At 70.1% G+C, this 16,942-nt stretch carries 13 protein-coding genes; 4 read left to right on the top strand and 9 right to left on the bottom strand.

Features of this window, described 5'->3' with window-relative positions; genetic code table 11:
- Positions 1–119 precede the first annotated feature (119 nt).
- Positions 120–983, top strand: a complete 864-nt coding sequence (locus tag ACH4YL_RS11715) for a hypothetical protein (RefSeq protein WP_398507093.1) — start codon at positions 120–122, stop codon at positions 981–983.
- A gap of 96 nt (positions 984–1,079) precedes the next feature.
- On the top strand, positions 1,080–3,455 hold the full coding sequence (locus ACH4YL_RS11710; protein ID WP_398507092.1) for a Tex family protein: 2,376 nt from the start codon (positions 1,080–1,082) through the stop codon (positions 3,453–3,455).
- 130 nt (positions 3,456–3,585) lie between these two features.
- Here the strand turns inward: ACH4YL_RS11710 and ACH4YL_RS11705 are convergent, their stop codons facing one another.
- Positions 3,586–4,377, bottom strand: coding sequence for an SDR family NAD(P)-dependent oxidoreductase (locus ACH4YL_RS11705; protein WP_398507091.1), 792 nt, complete (start codon positions 4,375–4,377; stop codon positions 3,586–3,588).
- Between the two features lie 255 nt (positions 4,378–4,632).
- Between ACH4YL_RS11705 and ACH4YL_RS11700 the strand changes: the two genes are divergently transcribed.
- Positions 4,633–5,643: a sigma-70 family RNA polymerase sigma factor gene (locus tag ACH4YL_RS11700; RefSeq protein ID WP_398507090.1), complete on the top strand. Its 1,011-nt coding sequence runs from the start codon at positions 4,633–4,635 to the stop codon at positions 5,641–5,643.
- 107 nt (positions 5,644–5,750) lie between these two features.
- Here the strand turns inward: ACH4YL_RS11700 and ACH4YL_RS11695 are convergent, their stop codons facing one another.
- The 3 genes from ACH4YL_RS11695 to ACH4YL_RS11685 form a co-directional block, all read right to left on the bottom strand.
- Complete coding sequence (locus tag ACH4YL_RS11695; protein ID WP_398507089.1) at positions 5,751–7,391, bottom strand: ABC-F family ATP-binding cassette domain-containing protein; 1,641 nt, start codon at positions 7,389–7,391, stop codon at positions 5,751–5,753.
- A gap of 108 nt (positions 7,392–7,499) precedes the next feature.
- On the bottom strand, positions 7,500–8,033 hold the full coding sequence (locus tag ACH4YL_RS11690; RefSeq protein ID WP_398507088.1) for a TrmH family RNA methyltransferase: 534 nt from the start codon (positions 8,031–8,033) through the stop codon (positions 7,500–7,502).
- A gap of 82 nt (positions 8,034–8,115) precedes the next feature.
- Entirely contained in the window at positions 8,116–9,141 is a 1,026-nt protein-coding gene (locus ACH4YL_RS11685) for an oxidoreductase (protein WP_398507087.1), read from the bottom strand.
- An 87-nt stretch (positions 9,142–9,228) separates the two neighbouring features.
- Here ACH4YL_RS11685 and ACH4YL_RS11680 point away from each other — a divergent pair, with 87 nt between their 5' ends.
- Complete coding sequence (locus tag ACH4YL_RS11680; RefSeq protein ID WP_398507086.1) at positions 9,229–10,182, top strand: NAD(P)/FAD-dependent oxidoreductase; 954 nt, start codon at positions 9,229–9,231, stop codon at positions 10,180–10,182.
- A 65-nt stretch (positions 10,183–10,247) separates the two neighbouring features.
- Here the strand turns inward: ACH4YL_RS11680 and ACH4YL_RS11675 are convergent, their stop codons facing one another.
- The 5 genes from ACH4YL_RS11675 to ACH4YL_RS11655 form a co-directional block, all read right to left on the bottom strand.
- The gene (locus ACH4YL_RS11675; protein WP_398507085.1) at positions 10,248–10,526 is read right to left on the bottom strand and encodes a hypothetical protein; all 279 of its coding nucleotides are present in this window, start codon (positions 10,524–10,526) and stop codon (positions 10,248–10,250) included.
- 99 nt (positions 10,527–10,625) lie between these two features.
- Complete coding sequence (locus tag ACH4YL_RS11670) at positions 10,626–12,305, bottom strand: BCCT family transporter (protein ID WP_398507084.1); 1,680 nt, start codon at positions 12,303–12,305, stop codon at positions 10,626–10,628.
- 125 nt (positions 12,306–12,430) lie between these two features.
- A complete protein-coding gene (locus ACH4YL_RS11665; RefSeq protein WP_398507083.1) occupies positions 12,431–13,711 on the bottom strand; it encodes a M14 family metallocarboxypeptidase in 1,281 nt (426 codons plus the stop codon).
- Positions 13,708–15,684 carry a Xaa-Pro dipeptidyl-peptidase gene (locus ACH4YL_RS11660; RefSeq protein WP_398507082.1) on the bottom strand — a complete coding sequence of 659 codons (1,977 nt, stop codon included), beginning with the start codon at positions 15,682–15,684 and terminating at the stop codon, positions 13,708–13,710. Before ACH4YL_RS11660 ends, ACH4YL_RS11665 begins: the two co-directional genes overlap by 4 nt.
- A 143-nt stretch (positions 15,685–15,827) precedes the next feature.
- Positions 15,828–16,802, bottom strand: a complete 975-nt coding sequence (locus tag ACH4YL_RS11655) for an NAD(P)-dependent alcohol dehydrogenase (RefSeq protein WP_398507081.1) — start codon at positions 16,800–16,802, stop codon at positions 15,828–15,830.
- Positions 16,803–16,942: the final 140 nt, after the last annotated feature.

Below are 16,942 nucleotides of genomic sequence, written 5' to 3'. Positions count from 1 at the left end.
ATCGTTCTCCGCGTACCGAGTGTCCGCAATGACGAGGACCCCACCTTTCCTGCCATCGGTGTCCGAGTTCACGCCCCCGGCCTGGTCTCGCGTACCGACCAGTCGGTAACCTGACCGGCATGACCTCTTTGCCGCCGCGCGCGGGACGCCGCTGCCACCACGCCCTCAACCCGATGCACTCGACGGTGTACTTCTCGCCGGACCTCGAGACCGAGTTCGCCGCGCTCGGCATCGAGGACGCGAAGGCCGCCTACTTCGCGGCCCGCGCCGCCGCGATGGGCGCCGTCGGGCCCGGCACGGTCACCGCGACGTTCTACAACTTCAACCACGAGCTGGTCGCCCGGCATCTGCCCGCGGTCTGGGACATCGCATCGCCCGAAGCGGCCCTCGGCGCACGGCTGCGCGCGGTCGACTCCACGCTGCGGCGGCTGCTCGGCGAGCAGGCCGTCGCGTCGAAGGAACTGGCCGAGGCCGCGGACCTCGCGCTGCGTGCCACCGAGGCCTGCACCCGCCACGCCCGGCCGCTGTACGCCGCGCACGCCGATCTGCCGGTGCCCGAGGAGCCGCATCTCGCGTACTGGCATGCCGCGACGCTGCTTCGCGAGCACCGGGGCGACGCCCATCTCGCCGCGCTGCTCCACGCGGAGCTCGACCCGCTGGAGGCGCTGGTGAGCCACACCGCGACCGGCAAGGGCATGGCGCCGCGCTGGATTCTCGCCACGCGCGGCTGGCGGCGCACCGACTGGGAGGCGGCTGAGGACCGGCTGCGCGAGCGCGGACTCCTCGATGCCGGGGGCGAGTTGACCGAGGCGGGAGTACGGTTGCGCGAAGAGGTGGAGGAGCACACGGACCGCGCAGACCATGCCCCGTACGCACATCTGGGTGCCGAGTCCGTCGAGCGGCTGACCGAACTGGCACGCGGTTTCCTCAAGACCGCGCTGGCCGCGGGCGCTTTCCCGGGTGAGTCCACCGGCAAGTCCTAGCGCGGCCGGCGCAGAGGGCCGCGCGACACGGCGCCCGGCCACCCGGCACAATGCACTCTCAAGCACAGCCAGCACGAGAAGGCGAGTCGGACAACCGTGACGACGTCCATCGAAGGCAGGATCGCCGAGGAGCTCGGCGTACGGGAGCGGCAGGTCAAGGCGGCCGTGGAGCTGCTCGACGGCGGGTCGACCGTGCCGTTCATCGCGCGCTACCGCAAGGAAGCGACCGAGATGCTCGACGATGCGCAGCTGCGCACGCTCGAGGAACGGCTGCGGTATCTGCGGGAGCTGGAGGAGCGGCGGACCGCGATCCTGGAGTCCGTACGCGAGCAGGGCAAGCTGGACGAGGCGCTGGAGGCCCAGATCCGGGCCGCCGACACCAAGGCGCGGCTTGAGGACATCTATCTGCCGTTCAAGCCGAAGCGGCGGACGAAGGCGCAGATCGCGCGCGAGGCCGGTCTTGAGCCGCTGGCCGACGGGCTGCTCGGCGATCCTTCGGTCGATCCGCTCGCGGCGGCCGCGGCGTTCGTCGACCCGGACAAGGGCGTCGCGGACGCCGCCGCGGCGCTCGACGGCGCGCGGTCCATCCTGACCGAGCGCTTCTCCGAGGACGCCGATCTGATCGGCGAGCTGCGCGAGCGGATGTGGACGCGGGGCCGGCTGGCCGCGAAGGTGCGCGAGGGCAAGGAGGAGGCGGGCGCGAAGTTCGCCGACTACTTCGACTTCGCGGAGCCGTTCACCGACCTGCCGTCGCACCGGGTGCTGGCCATGTTCCGGGGCGAGAAGGAGGAGATCCTCGACCTGGTGCTGGAGCCGGAGGAGCCGTCCGACCAGCCCGGTCCCTCGGCGTACGAGAACATGGTCGCCCGCCGGTTCGATGTCGCCGACCGCGGACGTCCGGCCGACAAGTGGCTGGCCGACACGGTGCGCTGGGCCTGGCGGACCCGGATCCTGGTGCACCTCGGCATCGATCTGCGGCTGCGGCTGCGCACCGCCGCCGAGGACGAGGCGGTCCGGGTCTTCGCCGCGAACCTGCGCGATCTGCTGCTGGCCGCACCGGCCGGCACGCGCGCGACGCTGGGCCTCGACCCCGGATTCCGTACGGGTGTGAAGGTGGCCGTCGTCGACGCGACCGGCAAGGTCGTCGCCATCGACACGATCTATCCGCACGTCCCGGCGAACAAGTGGGACGAGTCGCTGGCGAAGCTGGCGCGGCTGGCCAAGGAGCACTCCGTCGATCTGGTGGCGATCGGAAACGGCACCGCGTCCCGCGAGACCGACAAGCTCGCCGGTGAACTGATCACCAAGCACCCGGAGTTGAAGCTCACCAAGGTGATGGTCTCGGAGGCGGGCGCCTCGGTGTACTCCGCGTCCGCGTTCGCCTCGCAGGAGCTGCCGGAGCTGGACGTGTCGATCCGTGGCGCGGTGTCGATCGCGCGCCGGCTCCAGGACCCGCTCGCCGAGCTGGTGAAGATCGACCCCAAGTCGATCGGCGTCGGCCAGTACCAGCACGATCTGTCCGAGGTGAAGCTCTCGCGCTCGCTGGACGCGGTCGTCGAGGACTGTGTGAACGGTGTCGGCGTCGACGTCAACACCGCGTCCACGCCGCTGCTTTCACGGGTCTCCGGCATCGGCACGGGTCTCGCCGAGAACATCGTCGCGCACCGCGACGCGAACGGCCCGTTCCGCTCGCGCAAGGCGCTGAAGGATGTGGCGCGGCTCGGCCCGAAGGCGTACGAGCAGTGCGCGGGCTTCCTGCGGATCCGCGACGGTGACGATCCGCTGGACGCCTCCAGCGTGCACCCGGAGGCGTATCCGGTGGTGCGGCGCATGGTGCGGACGGCGGGCGAGCAGGTCGGTTCGCTGATCGGCAACGCGCCGGTGCTGCGGTCGCTGAAGCCGGCCGACTATGTGGACGAGACGTTCGGTCTGCCGACGGTGACGGACATTCTGCGCGAGCTGGAGAAGCCGGGACGCGACCCGCGGCCGGCCTTCAAGACGGCCACCTTCAAGGAGGGCGTGGAGAAGCTCGGCGACCTGGCGTCCGGCATGATCCTCGAAGGCGTGGTCACCAATGTGGCGGCGTTCGGCGCGTTCGTGGACATCGGCGTGCACCAGGACGGTCTGGTCCATGTGTCGGCGATGTCCAAGACGTTCGTCAAGGACCCGCGGGACGTGGTGAAGCCCGGCGACGTGGTGAAGGTGAAGGTCCTCGACATCGACATTCCGCGCAAGCGGATCTCGCTCACGCTGCGCCTCGAGGACGAGGCGGCGCCGAAGGACGCGGGTGCCTCCGGTGGCGGAGGCCAGCGCCAGCGCGGTGACCGCGGCGGCCGCCCGCCGCAGCAGCGCCGTCAGCAGGGAGGCGGCGGCCGTGGCGGGGACCGTCAGGCCCCACCGCCGGCGAACAGCGCGATGGCGGACGCACTGCGCCGTGCTGGCCTCGCGGATCCGGACCAGCGCCGCCGCTGAGAGTTGGAAGCGACAGGGCCCCGCAGCCGGGTGGCTGCGGGGCCCTTGCGCGTGCGCGTGCCACGGTCGGCCCGGAGGCAGGCCCTTGCGCATCGTTACGCCGCCGCCGCTCTTGGCGCAGCGTCGGTCGCTAGTCGTCCAGGCTGCCCATGGTCAGGTTGACGGTGGTTCCCGTCATCCCGCTCGCCTTGTCGGACGCCATGAAAACCGCAACGTCAGCCATCTCCGCAAGCGTCATGAGCCGTCGCGGGTGGGTCCTGCCGGCAAGCAACTCCTGCCACTGTTCCCAAGTCATGCCCGTTGCCTTGGCCCGCGGCTCGAAGGCTTCCTTGATCGTGCGTGTCTCCGGCATGCCCTGTGGGCGCAGACCGACCACGCGGATGCCCTGAGGTGCGAGCTCGGCGGACAGGTCTCGTGTGAGTGCCTCCTTGGCGGCCTGCGCCGGACCGTAGCCTCCTACCAATGGGAGGCCCGTCCGCGAGTGGAGTGCGGTGACGGTCATGATCACTCCCGATCTGTTCGGGATCATGTGCCGTGCGGCCAGGCGCGCGGTCAGGAAGTACGACGTGACGTAGGCCGTGATCGGCAGGGAGAACTGCCCGGCGTCCAGCTCGGCCAGAGGGACACCCACAATCTGTGCGTTCGGGATGCCGATCGCGTTGAACGAGATGTCAACGCGCCCTGCCTGATCGATCACGGACTGCAGATGCCTGTCCACGGCCTGCTCGTCGAGCGCGTCGACCTCGGCCGCCGCGGCGGACCCGCCGGCGGAAACGATGTCCTTGGCGACCACCTCGACCGGTGCTTGGAGGCGCCCGGTGAGAAAAACCTCTGCCCCTTCGTGCGCAAAAGAGCGTGCGACAGCACTGCCGATCGCGCCTCCGGCTCCGTAGATCACCGCAACCTTGTCGTTCAGCAACATCTCTCTGGTCCCTTCTGTGCAGTGGGTGGATCACACCTGCCCACCTCATGAGTGACGACCGACGGCTGAGACTCATCTGCACGGGGCTGCCTTTCGCCGTCAGCCGGCGACCGGATCGTCCGAGCCGTCGATGATGTAGACACCGCGACGTCGGCGAAGGGGGCACCCGTCAACCGCCCCTTTCGCCCCTCTGCCGGTGTCCATACAGGATGGAAGTGCGACACGGCGTGGGAAGAAGGCGAGGTGACGGTGAGGGTGGCGACAGCCGACCTGATCTCAAGGGCGCGGGCAGGGGACGGTGAGGCGTTCCGGGAGCTGACCGAGCCGTACTGCCGGGAGCTGCAGGTGCACTGCTACCGGATGCTCGGATCCTTCCAGGACGCCGAGGACACCCTGCAGGACACGCTGCTGGCCGCCTGGCAAGGCATCGGAGGGTTCCAGGGGCGCGCCTCGATCCGCACCTGGCTCTACCGGATCGCCACCACCCGGTGCCTCAACGCGCGCCGCTCGGCAAGCCGACGCCCGGCCAAGGAGTGGCATGTGCCCAATGTTGAACCGCCCGAGCCGACCCGGCTCGGCGAGGTCGTCTGGCTGCAGCCGTTCCCCGACGCCCTCCTCGAGGGTGCGACCGGCGTGCCGCTCGGCCCGGAGGCCCGCTACGAGCAGACCGAATCCGTCTCTCTGGCCTTCGTGACCGCACTGCAGGTCCTGCCGCCTCGCCAGCTCGCCGTCCTCATCCTGCGCGACGTCCTCGGATTCGACGCGAACGAGGTGGCCGACATGCTGGACTCGAGTGTCGAGTCGGTCAAAAGCGCCCTCAAACGTGGCCGCGCCGGCCTGCAGCGCCGGCTGCCGCCGACCGCCGAGCGCGAACCGGCTCCCGCCTGCGACTCACCCGCCGAGGACGCGCTCGTGGCGAAATTCGTCCGCGCGTGGGAGTCCGCCGATGTCGGCGCGCTGGTGGCCCTTCTGACCCACGACGTATTCATGTCGATGCCGCCGATGCCCTTCGAATACCAGGGCCCAGACGTCGTGGCCCGCTTCTGCGCCAGCATCTTCGGCGCGGGCCGAAGGTTCGACCTCGTGCCGACCCGAGCCAACGGTCAACCGGCGTTCGGAGCCTACCTGCGCGCCCCTACCGGCATCCGCCACGGGACCGGCCTCATCGTCCTCACCCTCACCGGCGACCGGATCTGCGCCATGACCCACTTCGAGACCAGTGTGCTCTCATCGTTCGGGCTGCCGCGATCGCTCCCGAGCCGATAGCCGGCTTCCGAGCGGACGCCGCATCGACCTTCACCAGTGAGGCGACGTAGCCGACCGCGGCCTGCGGGCCCCGCTCAACTTGTTATGCGTGGCTCAGACACAGCTTCTCAGCCGGCCTCGGTGACCTTTCCGTCCGCGACCTCGATGCGGCGCGTCGTGTGGACCGCGTCCAGCATCCGGCGGTCGTGGGTGACCAGCAGCAGCGTTCCCGTGTACGAGTCCAGCGCCGACTCGAGCTGCTCGATCGCGGGCAGGTCGAGATGGTTCGTCGGCTCGTCCAGGACGAGGAGGTTCACGCCCCGGCCCTGGAGCAGCGCCAGCGCAGCGCGGGTGCGTTCGCCCGGGGAGAGCGTGGTCGCCGGGCGCAGCACATGGGCCGCCTTGAGGCCGAACTTGGCCAGCAAGGTGCGCACTTCGGCCGGTTCGGTGTCCGGTACGGCCGCGCAGAACGCGTCGAGCAGCGTCTCGGTGCCGTAGAACAGCCCGCGTGCCTGGTCGACCTCGCCGACGACGACGCCCGAGCCGAGCGAGGCATGGCCCGCGTCGAGCGGGAGCCTGCCCAGCAGGGCGGCGAGCAGGGTCGACTTGCCCGATCCGTTGGCGCCGGTGATCGCGACCCGGTCCGCCCAGTCGATCTGGAGCGACGCGGGGCCGAAGGTGAAGTCGCCGCGGCGCACCTCGGCCTCGCGCAGCGTGGCGACGACGGAGCCCGAGCGCGGTGCGGAGGCGATCTCCATCCGCAGCTCCCACTCCTTGCGCGGCTCGTCGACGGTGTCGAGACGCTCGATCATGCGCTGGGTCTGGCGGGCCTTCGCCGCCTGCTTCTCGCTGGCCTCGCTGCGGAACTTGCGGCCGATCTTGTCGTTGTCGCTCGCCTTCCGGCGGGCGTTCTTGACGCCCTTGTCCATCCAGGAGCGCTGCATCTGGGCGCGGCCTTCGAGGGCGGACCGCTTGTCGGAGTACTCCTCGTACTCCTCGCGGGCGTGCCGGCGAGCGGTCTCGCGCTCCTCCAGGTAGGCCGTGTATCCGCCGCCATAGAGGGTGATCTCCTGCTGCGCGAGATCGAGTTCGAGGACCTTGGTGACCGTCCGGGTGAGAAACTCACGGTCGTGGCTGACGACGACCGTGCCGGCCCGCAGGCCCTGCACAAAGGTCTCCAGGCGGTCCAGGCCGTCGAGGTCCAGGTCATTGGTCGGCTCGTCGAGCAGGAAGACGTCGTACCGCGACAGCAGCAGTGAGGCGAGGCCCGCGCGGGCGGCCTGACCGCCGGAGAGCGCGGTCATCGGCAGGTCGAGCCCGACGGTCAGGCCGAGCGTTCCGGCGACCTCGTCGGCGCGTTCTTCCAGGTCCGCGCCGCCAAGACCGAGCCAGCGCTCCAGGCTGGTGGCGTACGCGTCATCGGCCCCGGGAGCGCCGTCGACGAGGGCCTGGGTCGCCTCGTCCATGGCCGTCTGCGCGGCGGCGACGCCGGTACGGCGGGCCAGGAACTCCCGTACCGTCTCGCCCGCGCGCCGCTCCGGCTCCTGCGGCAGATGGCCGACGGTGGCGGTCGGCGGCGACAGCCGCAGCTCGCCCTGCTCGGGACGGTCGAGTCCGGCGAGCAGACGCAGCAGGGTCGACTTGCCGGCTCCGTTGACTCCGACGAGACCGATCACGTCGCCGGGCGCGACGACGAGGTCGAGCCCGGAGAAGAGCGAGCGGTCGCCGTGTCCGGCGGCGAGGTCCTTGGCGACGAGGGTTGCAGTCATCAGGGGACAGATCCTAGGTCAGGGCGGATGCGGTCGTGAGCGCAGATCCGGTGGTCAGAGCAGTTCCCGTGGTCAGAGCAGTTCCCGTGGTCAGAGCAGTTCCCGTGGTCAGAGCAGTCCGGCGAGCTTGTACAGGGCGAGCGAGCCGGCGACCGCCACATTGAGGCTGGCCCCCGTGCCGATCATCGGGATCTCCACGCACTCGTCGAGCAGGTCCAGCGCTTCCGGCGCGATGCCTGTCTGCTCATGGCCGAGAACCACGACAGTCGGCTGCCGGGCCGGGGCGAGGTCGGCGAGGCGGACCGCCTCGTCCGCGAGCTCGACGCCCACGATCCGTACGCCGCGCTCGCGCTGCTTCTCCAGCCAGCCCAGCGGGTCACCGGTCCAGTGCGTGCAGAGCGGCTTGCGCAGCGTGTTCCCGCGGGCCAGGGCCTCGGGCACCCACGGGAACCGCGGCACGGTCAGACAGGCGCCGACCGCGTCGCAGGTGCGCGCGAGGGTGCCGAGGTTGGCTCCGTGCAGCGGCCACAGCGGCGCGGCGTAGAGGTGGTCCCAGCAGGAGTGGGCGCGGGGGCGGCGGCTGCGCCGCAGCTCCTCGGGTGTGCGGGTACGGATCGACGGTCCGTTTCCCCGGGCGCTCATCGGCGCGGGGAGGCGGGCCTCCCGTTCGTTCGGTGCATGTCGGCACGGCGATTCAGCGGCTCGCCCGGGCCCCTCGTCCTGTTCATCGCGCCACCGGCGCGACCAGCACGCTCCCCATGGTGCGCGCCACAAGGAAGGATTGCCCTTTGACCGCCCGCCCGTCCACTGGAATTCGGTGCTCGCCGGGCTCCAGCAATCCGTTGAACACTTCGGTGATGCGGGTGCGGTACAGCCGGTCGAGCCGGTAGGCGACGAGCTGCACCCGGCATGCCGAGGTCACCTCCACGCCCGCTCCGCCGTCGTTCGCGGTGAGCCGGGTCAGTCTGCGGCGCTCCAACGGGCTGCGGTCCAGGGCGTGTTCTATCTGCGCGACCAGCAGCGGAATGATCGGGGCGAGGCCGTCGACATACGCCACGTCCGCGTCAGCCGCCTCGAAGGCCGCCCGCACCGCTGCTCGTTCCTGCTCACCGACCGCGGTTCCGAACGCGACCGCGCCGTAGGTGCGCAGTTCGTCGGCCGGGACCCTGGTGGCGTCGTGCGTGATGTCCGCGCCGATGCCGATGGTCCGCAGGGCCGCGGCCAGTCTCGCCAGTACGGCGACGCGCGCGCCGATCAGCAGGACGCGGCGGCGCTGGAGCGGAGCGTCATCGCCTGGCGGGATCAGTCGTTCCAACTCGGCGCGGTACGCGTCGCCCTGGAAGCGGAACGGCCCTATCCCGTAGCCGTTGAGCTCCAGGTCCGCGCTCTCGGACGTCTGCCAGGCGAAGTCCCGCCATACGATGTCCGCGCCGTCGCGCTCGATGACGGCCGTCACCGCGCCGCACTCCAGCGCCTCGCACTCCGGGCAGCCGTAGATGACACAGCGTCCGCCGGCCAGCGGAGCGGGCGCGTCCAGCAGTAGTGTGCGTACCTGTGCGGTGAAGATCGCCGGCGGTACGTCGGAGGCAAGCGGCGAGACGGCGTCGAGGTCACAGAGCTGGAACAGCAACGGCCGCCCGTCGACGATGAAGTCCATGAAGTCCCGGTGGACTTGGTAGCCACCATCGGCGAGGACTCCCCCGGCCCGCATCGCCGGCGCCAGCCCGAAGGTCGCGTACTCGGCAGACATGTCCTGAGTATCCCCACCTATGACCCGTTCTGAGCACGGCGCAGGCATGGAACGCTGCGTAGCTCATGCATTCGCTACCGTCCAGGCATGAGCGGCGAAGTGATCGTGGTGGGCGGCGGAGTCATCGGGCTGACGACGGCCGTTGTGCTGGCGGAGAGCGGACGCCGGGTGCGCGTCTGGACACGGGAGTCGGTGCAGGAGACGACGTCGGCGGTGGCCGGTGCCCTGTGGTGGCCGTACCGCATCGAGCCGGAGGCGCTGGTCGGCGACTGGTCGCTCGCCACGCTGCGGGTGTACGAGAAGCTGGCCGAGCGGCCGCAGGAGACGGGCGTACGCCTGGTCGCAGGTGTACACGCCCATGTCCGGCTCGGGGAGTTGGGGCCGTGGGCGGCGCAGGTGGAAGGGCTGCGCGCGGCGGGCGCGGACGAGTTGCCGTCCGGGTACACGGAAGGACTGTGGGCGCGGCTTCCGTTGGTCGACATGCCGGTCCATCTGGATTGGCTGCGGCGGCGGTTCGAGGCCGCGGGCGGTGTGGTGGAGCGGCGTACGGTCGGTTCCTTCGCCGAGGCGGCGGCTCAGGCTCCGGTGGTGGTCAACTGCACCGGGCTCGGGTCGCGGGAGCTGGTTCCGGACGACCGGCTCCAGCCGGTGCGCGGCCAGTTGGTCCTGGTGGAGAACCCGGGGATCGAGGAGTGGTTCACCGCGGCGGACGGCGCTTCCGAGAAGACGGCGTATGTCTTTCCGCAGCCGGGGCGGCTGATTCTGGGCGGCACGGCGGAGGAGGGCGACTGGCGGACTTCGCCGGATCCGGCGACGGCCGATGCGATCGTGGCGCGCTGTGCGCGGATCCTTCCGGAACTCGCACGGGCGCGGATCATCGGACATCTGGTGGGACTGCGTCCGGCCAGGTCGACGGGCGTACGCATCGAGTCCGAACCGCTGCCGGGCGGCGGGCTGTTGGTGCACAACTACGGCCATGGCGGGGCCGGTGTGACCGTGGCGTGGGGCTGCGCGCAGGCCGCCGCGGCGCTGGCCTCATAGAGCTCCGGCCGGACGAACTCCGCCCCGGACCCCTGAGGTCGCAGGGGCCGGGGCGGAGGCGCGGGTCAGAGGTTGTTCTCTGCGTTCTGACAGTTCTTGATCTTGCGCTGGATCGCGTCAGCCTGCGCACGCGCCCGCTTGGCCGCCTCGCGCTCGCCGAGCCGGTCCAGCTTCGCGGCCTTCGACTTCAGATCGGCGACTTCCTGGTGCATCTTGGCGTAGTCGCAGATGATCACGCCGGAGGCGCGGACGCCCGCCGTGGTGGCCGCCTGCGCGGGCGCGGCCGCGAAGAGCAGACCGCCGGCCAGGGCGGCGGTGATGGCAAGGGTGGTCGTACGACGCATCGTTCCTCTTTCATCCCGTGCACCACGTTCCAAGTGCACGGCTGTGCAGCCCCGTTGAGAGGCTTGATCAATACCAGCCAGTAACTTTAGCCGATGTGATCACGGCTTCCCGACCGGGCTCCGGCCGTCGTCCGGGCCCGCTCCCGGGCCGATACGGATCTCGAAGTCACCGTCGTACTTCTCGTGGCCCGCGATCACCGCGGACTCCACGGCGTCCACGCCGATCTCGCCGCGCACGATCAGCGGGTCGTGGCGCAGATCCCGCATCAGCGCCACGCACATGCCGATCATGACGATCACAAAGGGCGCGGCCACCAGAATCGTCAGGTTCTGCAGTCCGGCGAGCGCATCGCCCTTGCCGTTCCCGATGAGCAGCATGATCGCCGCGACGGCACCGGTCACCACGCCCCAGAACACGATCACCAGCTTGGCCGGTTCGAAGGAGCCCTTCTGCGAGAGCGTTCCCATCACGATGGACGCCGCGTCCGCGCCGGACACGAAGAAGATGCCGACCAGGATCATCACCAGCAGGCTCATGACGGTGGCGATCGGATACTGCTGCAGCACCGCGAAGAGCTGGCCCTCCGGCGTCGTCTCCTCACCGAGCTGATTGCGCTCCTGCAGCTTCATCGCCGTACCGCCGAAGACCGCGAACCAGATCAGGCTGACGGTGCTCGGCACCAGGATGACTCCGCCGACGAACTGGCGGATCGTCCTTCCGCGGCTGATGCGCGCGATGAACATGCCGACGAACGGCGTCCAGGAGATCCACCAGGCCCAGTAGAAGACCGTCCAGCTGCCGAGCCAGTCGGCGACGCCCTCGCCACTGCTTGCCTCCGTACGTCCCGCGAGCAGCGGCAGATCGCCGAAGTACGCAGCGATGGAGGTCGGCAGCAGATCGAGCACGATGATGGTCGGCCCGGCGACGAAGACGAACACGGCGAGCAGCAGGGCGAGCACCATATTGGTGTTGGACAGCCACTGGATGCCCTTTTCGATGCCGGAGACGGCGGACGCGACGAAGGCCAGCGTCAGCGTCGCGATGATGCCGACGAGCAGGCCGGTGCTGACCTTGTCCATCCAGCCCAGTTCCTGGAAACCGCTGCCGATCTGGAGCGCGCCCAGACCGAGCGAGGCCGCGGAGCCGAAGAGCGTGGCGAAGATCGCCAGGATGTCGATGACCCTGCCGGGCGCACCGTGCGCGTGCCGCTCGCCGATCAGCGGCACGAAGACCGCGCTGATGGTCTGGCGTCGGCGACGGCGGAAGGTGCTGTACGCGATGGCGAGTCCGACGACCGCGTAGATCGCCCACGGGTGCAGCGTCCAGTGGAAGAGCGTGGTGGCCATGGATGTCTGCATGCGGGCCGCGGAGTCGGCGGGGTCGGTGCCGGGCGGCGGGGTGATGTAGTGCGCGAGCGGCTCGCTCACTCCGTAGAACATCAGGCCGATGCCCATGCCCGCGCTGAACATCATGGCGACCCACGACACCGTGCGGAACTCCGGGCCTTCGCCCTCCTGGCCAAGCGGAATCTTGCCGTAGCGGCTGATGGCGAGCCAGAGGGCGAAGACCACGAAGCCGGACGCGGCGAGGACGAAGGCCCAGCCGCCGTTGTGGATCAGCCCGTTGAGCATCTTGCTGGAGATGTCTTCGAGCGTGTCGGTGGCGACGGCGCCCCAGACAACGAAGGCGAGGGTGAGGACGGCCGTCACTCCGAAGACCACGCGGTCGGTGACGCCCCGACCGGTCTCGTGCGGATGGCCGGGGAGATCCGCCGTCACAGGCCTCTCTCCCCGGCTCTCCGGCTGTTGTTCGTCGTGCGACACAAGTGGCACCTTTCACGGAGTCGTGGAACCTGCTTTTCGCCTCCGCTACCCCCTACCACAGGTAATGCACGTCAACGGGATCAACAAGCGGTCACGGGCTGCCCCGATGTGAGGTGGTAAGGGGCGCGCGCATCGAGCAGCAGCGGGACCAGCGCCCGCCGCGACTGCCGCAGCGGCACGAACGCGCCGTCGCCCTCCGGCCTGGACACGACGCCGTGCAGTGCCAGTTCGTCCCGGAACTCCGCGTACTGCGCCGCATCGAGCCGGTAGCCGCACGGCGGATCCGAGAGTGTCTCCTCCGCGGTCGCCGGGTCGTTGTCCGCTCCGCCGAGATAGACCGGGCCGCGGTCCTTGAAGCCCGCCAGCCGGGCCGCGGCGGTCGCCGCCCCGATCGGTCCGCGCCGCTCGTCGGCGAAGGACAGCAGACCGTCCAGGGCCGACAGTTGGCTGCCGACGCGGCGCCGGTTGTTCAGCGCGGCGTCCGCCTTCTCCTCCTCCGTCAGCGGGTCGACCCGGCTCTCGATAAGGAGACCCACCGCGTTCTTGACGCCGGAGGCATTGCGCAGGATGCGCTCCTGACCGTCGCCCGCGACCTGCTTGATCGGGTCGCCGGTGACCGGGTCGGTCCAGATGCCGTACGTGCCGGTGGTGTGGCCGTCCTTGTGCGCGGCCGGGCGGACGTACTGCCCGGACAGCGTCTGCGACTCCCGGTGGACCCGGGCGTCGGTGTTGAGGTTGCGCGGCCAGAGGTCGAAGAGGTCCTTGTCGTAGTACGGCGGGGTCGCGCCGTACTCGTGCAAGTCGTAGATGACGTCGGGTCGTTGGTCGCGGATGACGGCTGCCATCGCCCGTCCTTCGGCGGTCCCCAGCGCGATGTGGTCGCGGTTGATGTCGACGCCGTCCGAGTTTCCGCGGGTGTCCGCGGCACGACCGTCGGGATTGGCGGTCGGCACGACCAGGATCCGGGTCCGGGCGAGCAGCCGGCGGGTCTCGGCGTCCCGCGCGAACGCCAGATCGCGGACCGTCGAGAGACAGGCCTCCCGACCCGACGGCTCGTCACCGTGCTGCGTACAGATCAGCAGCACCGTGCTCGCCGCATGCGGAGAGCCGACATGGACGATCTGAAGCGGCCGGCCCTGTTTGGTCGTGCCGATCCGGCCGACCGAGACCCGGTCGCTGCGTCGGTCGACCGCGCCGAGGAAGGTCTGCTCCTCCGGCTGGCTGGTCCAGCGGGCGCCGTCGCTGATCTCGAAACCGGTGCGCGGGACGCTGTCCGCCGCCTCGGCGGGTGCCGTGACCAGCGGTACGGCCAGCGCGGCGGCGACAAGTGTCAGACCGAGTGTGCGGATACGCGGTTTCATCGGCTGCCGGCTCCCGGGATCGGACGGATCGGACGCGGCTCGGCCACACCGCTGAGCCGGGGCTCACGCGGAGCGGGAGCGGCGGTGGAGCCTGCCGTGGCGCGTACGAAGGCGGGTGCGCCGCCGACGATCGGCAGCTTCGCCGACGTGCGAGCGAGATCGAGCGTCAGCGTCGGCGTGCTCGCGGGCGGGTCGATGAGGTCCCGGTCCGTGCCGGCGACGATCAGCGCGAGCCGGTGCCCGGCCGGGACGACATGGTCACTCGCGTGCAGATCGAGGGTGATGGTGTACGGCCTGCCGGGGGTCAGCGGGCGGCCCGTGGCGTCGGAGGCGTAGTTGCCGAGATCGGCCCAGCCACGGCTGAAGACCGTGTATTCGACGGCCGCCGTGCGCGCCTTGGTCTCCTTGAAGCAGGCGCTGTCGCCGGCGGTGTTCGCGCCCCAGCAGGTGCGTTCGGTGAGTGTGCTGATGCCTTCGCCGGCCGCGGCGTAGTCGCGGATGGTGTCCGGGCCCAGGTCGACGAGGACCGCGGAGAGATGGGCGCTGCTGGTGGTCGGCGTGACGGTGACCGTCACCGTGGAGGATCCGGAGAGCCGCAGATCGCGCCCGAGCGGTTTGGTGATGAATCCGGCCTTGGCGGGGGTCGACGTGTCGATCTGCGCGGCCCAGTCGGTCTCGTCCTGCGTACGGTCGTCGGTGAAGGTCTCGCTCACGCCGGGCCGCGCCGGAGTCGGTCCGAGCGTGCCGACGCCGGGCGCCGCGCCCTTGCCGGGGCGCAGAGTGGTGGCGTCCGTGGCCCGCGGAGGCCAGACGCGGTCGGTGGACCACTGGTCGGGTGCACGCTCGACATCGGCCATGGGTTCGCGTTCGATGCCGTTGTCGTAACCGAGGAGGTAGTGGTCGAACCAGCGGTGCAGCGTCTTCACCCACTCGCCGCGCCGGAAGTCGAACGGGTCGACGTGCCCGGTCTGCGACAGCCACACCTTGCGCTCCACGCCCTCGTCGGCGAGCGCGTCCCACCACTGGCCGAAGTGCTTGGACCGGACGTTCAGGTCCTGCATGCCATGGACGGCGAAGACGCTCGCGCCGACCTTGTCGGCGCTCCGGACGTAGTCCCGCTCGGTCCACAGCCGGGTCAGATCGCCGGTGCGTGGGGCCTCGTCGATCAGCCGCTGCTGGACGGCCTGGCAGCGGGCCCGTGCGTCCGTGCTCTCCACATAGTCGGAGAGCCACTCCGGACCCGAGTCGTAGAGCGGCGCGCCTTTGGCGAAGTAGTAGTCGTACCAGGAGGAGATGGCGGCGATCGGGACGATGGTCTTCAGTCCCTCGACGCCGGTCGCGGCGACGCCGTTGGCGATGGTGCCGTCGTAACTCTTGCCGATCATCCCGGTGTTGCCGTTCGACCAGCCGGCTCGGGCGGGCTCGGCGCCGGTGCGCGTGGTGTAGCCGCGGCCGCGGCCGTTCAGCCAGTCGACGACGGCCTTGGCGGACTGGATGTCGGAGCGGCCGCCGACGTCGACGCAGCCGTCGGAGCGATTGGTCCCGGCCAGGTCGACCGCGACGAAGGCATAGCCGCGCGGGACGAAGTAGTTGTCGTAGTAGAGCGGGAACTGGACAACGTTGCCGTTCGCGTCGTACGTCTTCTTCTGGCTCTCGTTGCCGCGTCCGCAGCAGGAGTAGTACGGACTGGCGTCCATGATGACCGGAATCTTTCGGCCCTGGGCGGCGGGTTCGCGCGGCCGGACGATGTCGACGGCGACCCGGTCCGTCTTGCCGTCGCCGTCTCCGTCGAGCCGGGTGTCCACCCAAACGGCCTCGCGGACGGCGTTCTCGTACGAGTACACGGGTCTGCTCTCCCGCATCTGCGCGCCGTGTGCCCCTGGCGGGCTGAGCGTCACGGCCATCAGGGCGGCCGAAGCCGCCACCACCAGCGATCTGCACGTCAAGCGGGAGCCCCGCGCGCGTATCGGCATGGGCGGAAGGTACTCCGGTCAACTCCTGTGCAACAGAGGGCGTTCGGCCGCGCGGAACGATCTCGCAGGGACTACAGAATGATCCAGCGGAATGTGGTCCCGGAGCAGCGGTCCGGCGCGTGCCCGGTTCACACCGTGATGGTTCACACCGTGACGACGACCTTCCCGCGCGCGTGCTCCACCTCGAGGTACCGGATCGCCTCCGGGGCCTCGCTCAGCGGGTAGGTCCGGTCGATGGTCGGGGTGATCTTTCCGGAATCGGCGAGGCCTCTCAGCGTCGCCAGGTTCTCCTTGCTCGGCGCGGGTCCGATGAGGAGGACCAGCCGCTGTCGGACGAAGGGGGACAGCGCGAGCGCCCTGACCGTGAGACCGGCCGCGCCGATGAGACGGCCCGGTGTGCCTCCGCCGCCCAGGACAAGCGTTCCTGTCGGTGTCACCGCGCGCCGGCAGTCGGCCAGCGAGCGGTTCGCCACCATGTCGAGGACGACGTCGTACCGCTGTCCGGTCCGAGTGAAGTCCACCTGGGTGTAGTCGATGACATGGTGTGCGCCCAGCGACCGGACCAGGTCGACGTTTCTCGTGCTGCACACGCCGGTCACTTCCGCGCCGAGCCACGCGGCGATCTGCACGGCGAACGTCCCCACGCCGCCCGACGCGCCGTTGATCAGGACCTGCTGTCCCGGCTGTACCCGGCCTCGGTCGCGCAGGCCCATCAGGGCTGTGTTCCCCGCCAGCGGTACCGCGGCCGCCTGTTCGAACGTCAGGCTCGCCGGTTTCGGCCCCACCATGGTGTCCCGGACACACACGTACTCCGCGAAGGTTCCGTCGACTTCGCCGAACACCTCGTCACCCGGACGCAGTCCTGTCACCTTCGCGCCCACCGCTTCCACAACGCCCGCGAAGTCCCTGCCGCGGATCTTCGCTCTGGGCCTGCGCAGTCCCATGCCCAGGCGCGCTGGGATGTACGGGTCACCCCGCATGACGTGCCAGTCGTACGCATTGGCCGAGGCCGCGCGGATCCGTACCAGCACCTCGTCCTCGGCGGCCACCGGCTTGTCGATGTCCCTGATCTCCAGGTCGTCGGGTGAGCCGTACCGGTCCTGGACGACTGCCTTCATCGGGTCTCCCGGAGTTCGTGGCCGACCGGAAATATCAGGACTACTCGGGAGGATAGGCCAGCGGTCCGGCCCTGACGAGGGCAGCGCGACGGCCCGCCGCCGGTGTCGCCGACCGCCACATTTCGGCGCAATGGCAGTCA

It is taken from the genome of Streptomyces sp. NPDC020681 (assembly GCF_044334895.1).
In the GTDB taxonomy this organism is placed as follows: domain Bacteria; phylum Actinomycetota; class Actinomycetes; order Streptomycetales; family Streptomycetaceae; genus Streptomyces.
Note: the sequence above shows the minus strand (reverse complement) of the source record. Positions and strands in the feature narration are given on the sequence as shown.

Coding starts and splice junctions, on each gene's coding strand:
- ACH4YL_RS11715 (WP_398507093.1), top strand. CDS start 120: ATGACCTCTTTGCCGCCGCGCGCGGGACGCCGCTGCCACCACGCCCTC.
- ACH4YL_RS11705 (WP_398507091.1), bottom strand. CDS start 4,377: ATGTTGCTGAACGACAAGGTTGCGGTGATCTACGGAGCCGGAGGCGCG.
- ACH4YL_RS11695 (WP_398507089.1), bottom strand. CDS start 7,391: ATGACTGCAACCCTCGTCGCCAAGGACCTCGCCGCCGGACACGGCGAC.
- ACH4YL_RS11690 (WP_398507088.1), bottom strand. CDS start 8,033: ATGAGCGCCCGGGGAAACGGACCGTCGATCCGTACCCGCACACCCGAG.
- ACH4YL_RS11685 (WP_398507087.1), bottom strand. CDS start 9,141: ATGTCTGCCGAGTACGCGACCTTCGGGCTGGCGCCGGCGATGCGGGCC.
- ACH4YL_RS11680 (WP_398507086.1), top strand. CDS start 9,229: ATGAGCGGCGAAGTGATCGTGGTGGGCGGCGGAGTCATCGGGCTGACG.
- ACH4YL_RS11675 (WP_398507085.1), bottom strand. CDS start 10,526: ATGCGTCGTACGACCACCCTTGCCATCACCGCCGCCCTGGCCGGCGGT.
- ACH4YL_RS11665 (WP_398507083.1), bottom strand. CDS start 13,711: ATGAAACCGCGTATCCGCACACTCGGTCTGACACTTGTCGCCGCCGCG.
- ACH4YL_RS11660 (WP_398507082.1), bottom strand. CDS start 15,684: ATGCCGATACGCGCGCGGGGCTCCCGCTTGACGTGCAGATCGCTGGTG.
- ACH4YL_RS11655 (WP_398507081.1), bottom strand. CDS start 16,802: ATGAAGGCAGTCGTCCAGGACCGGTACGGCTCACCCGACGACCTGGAG.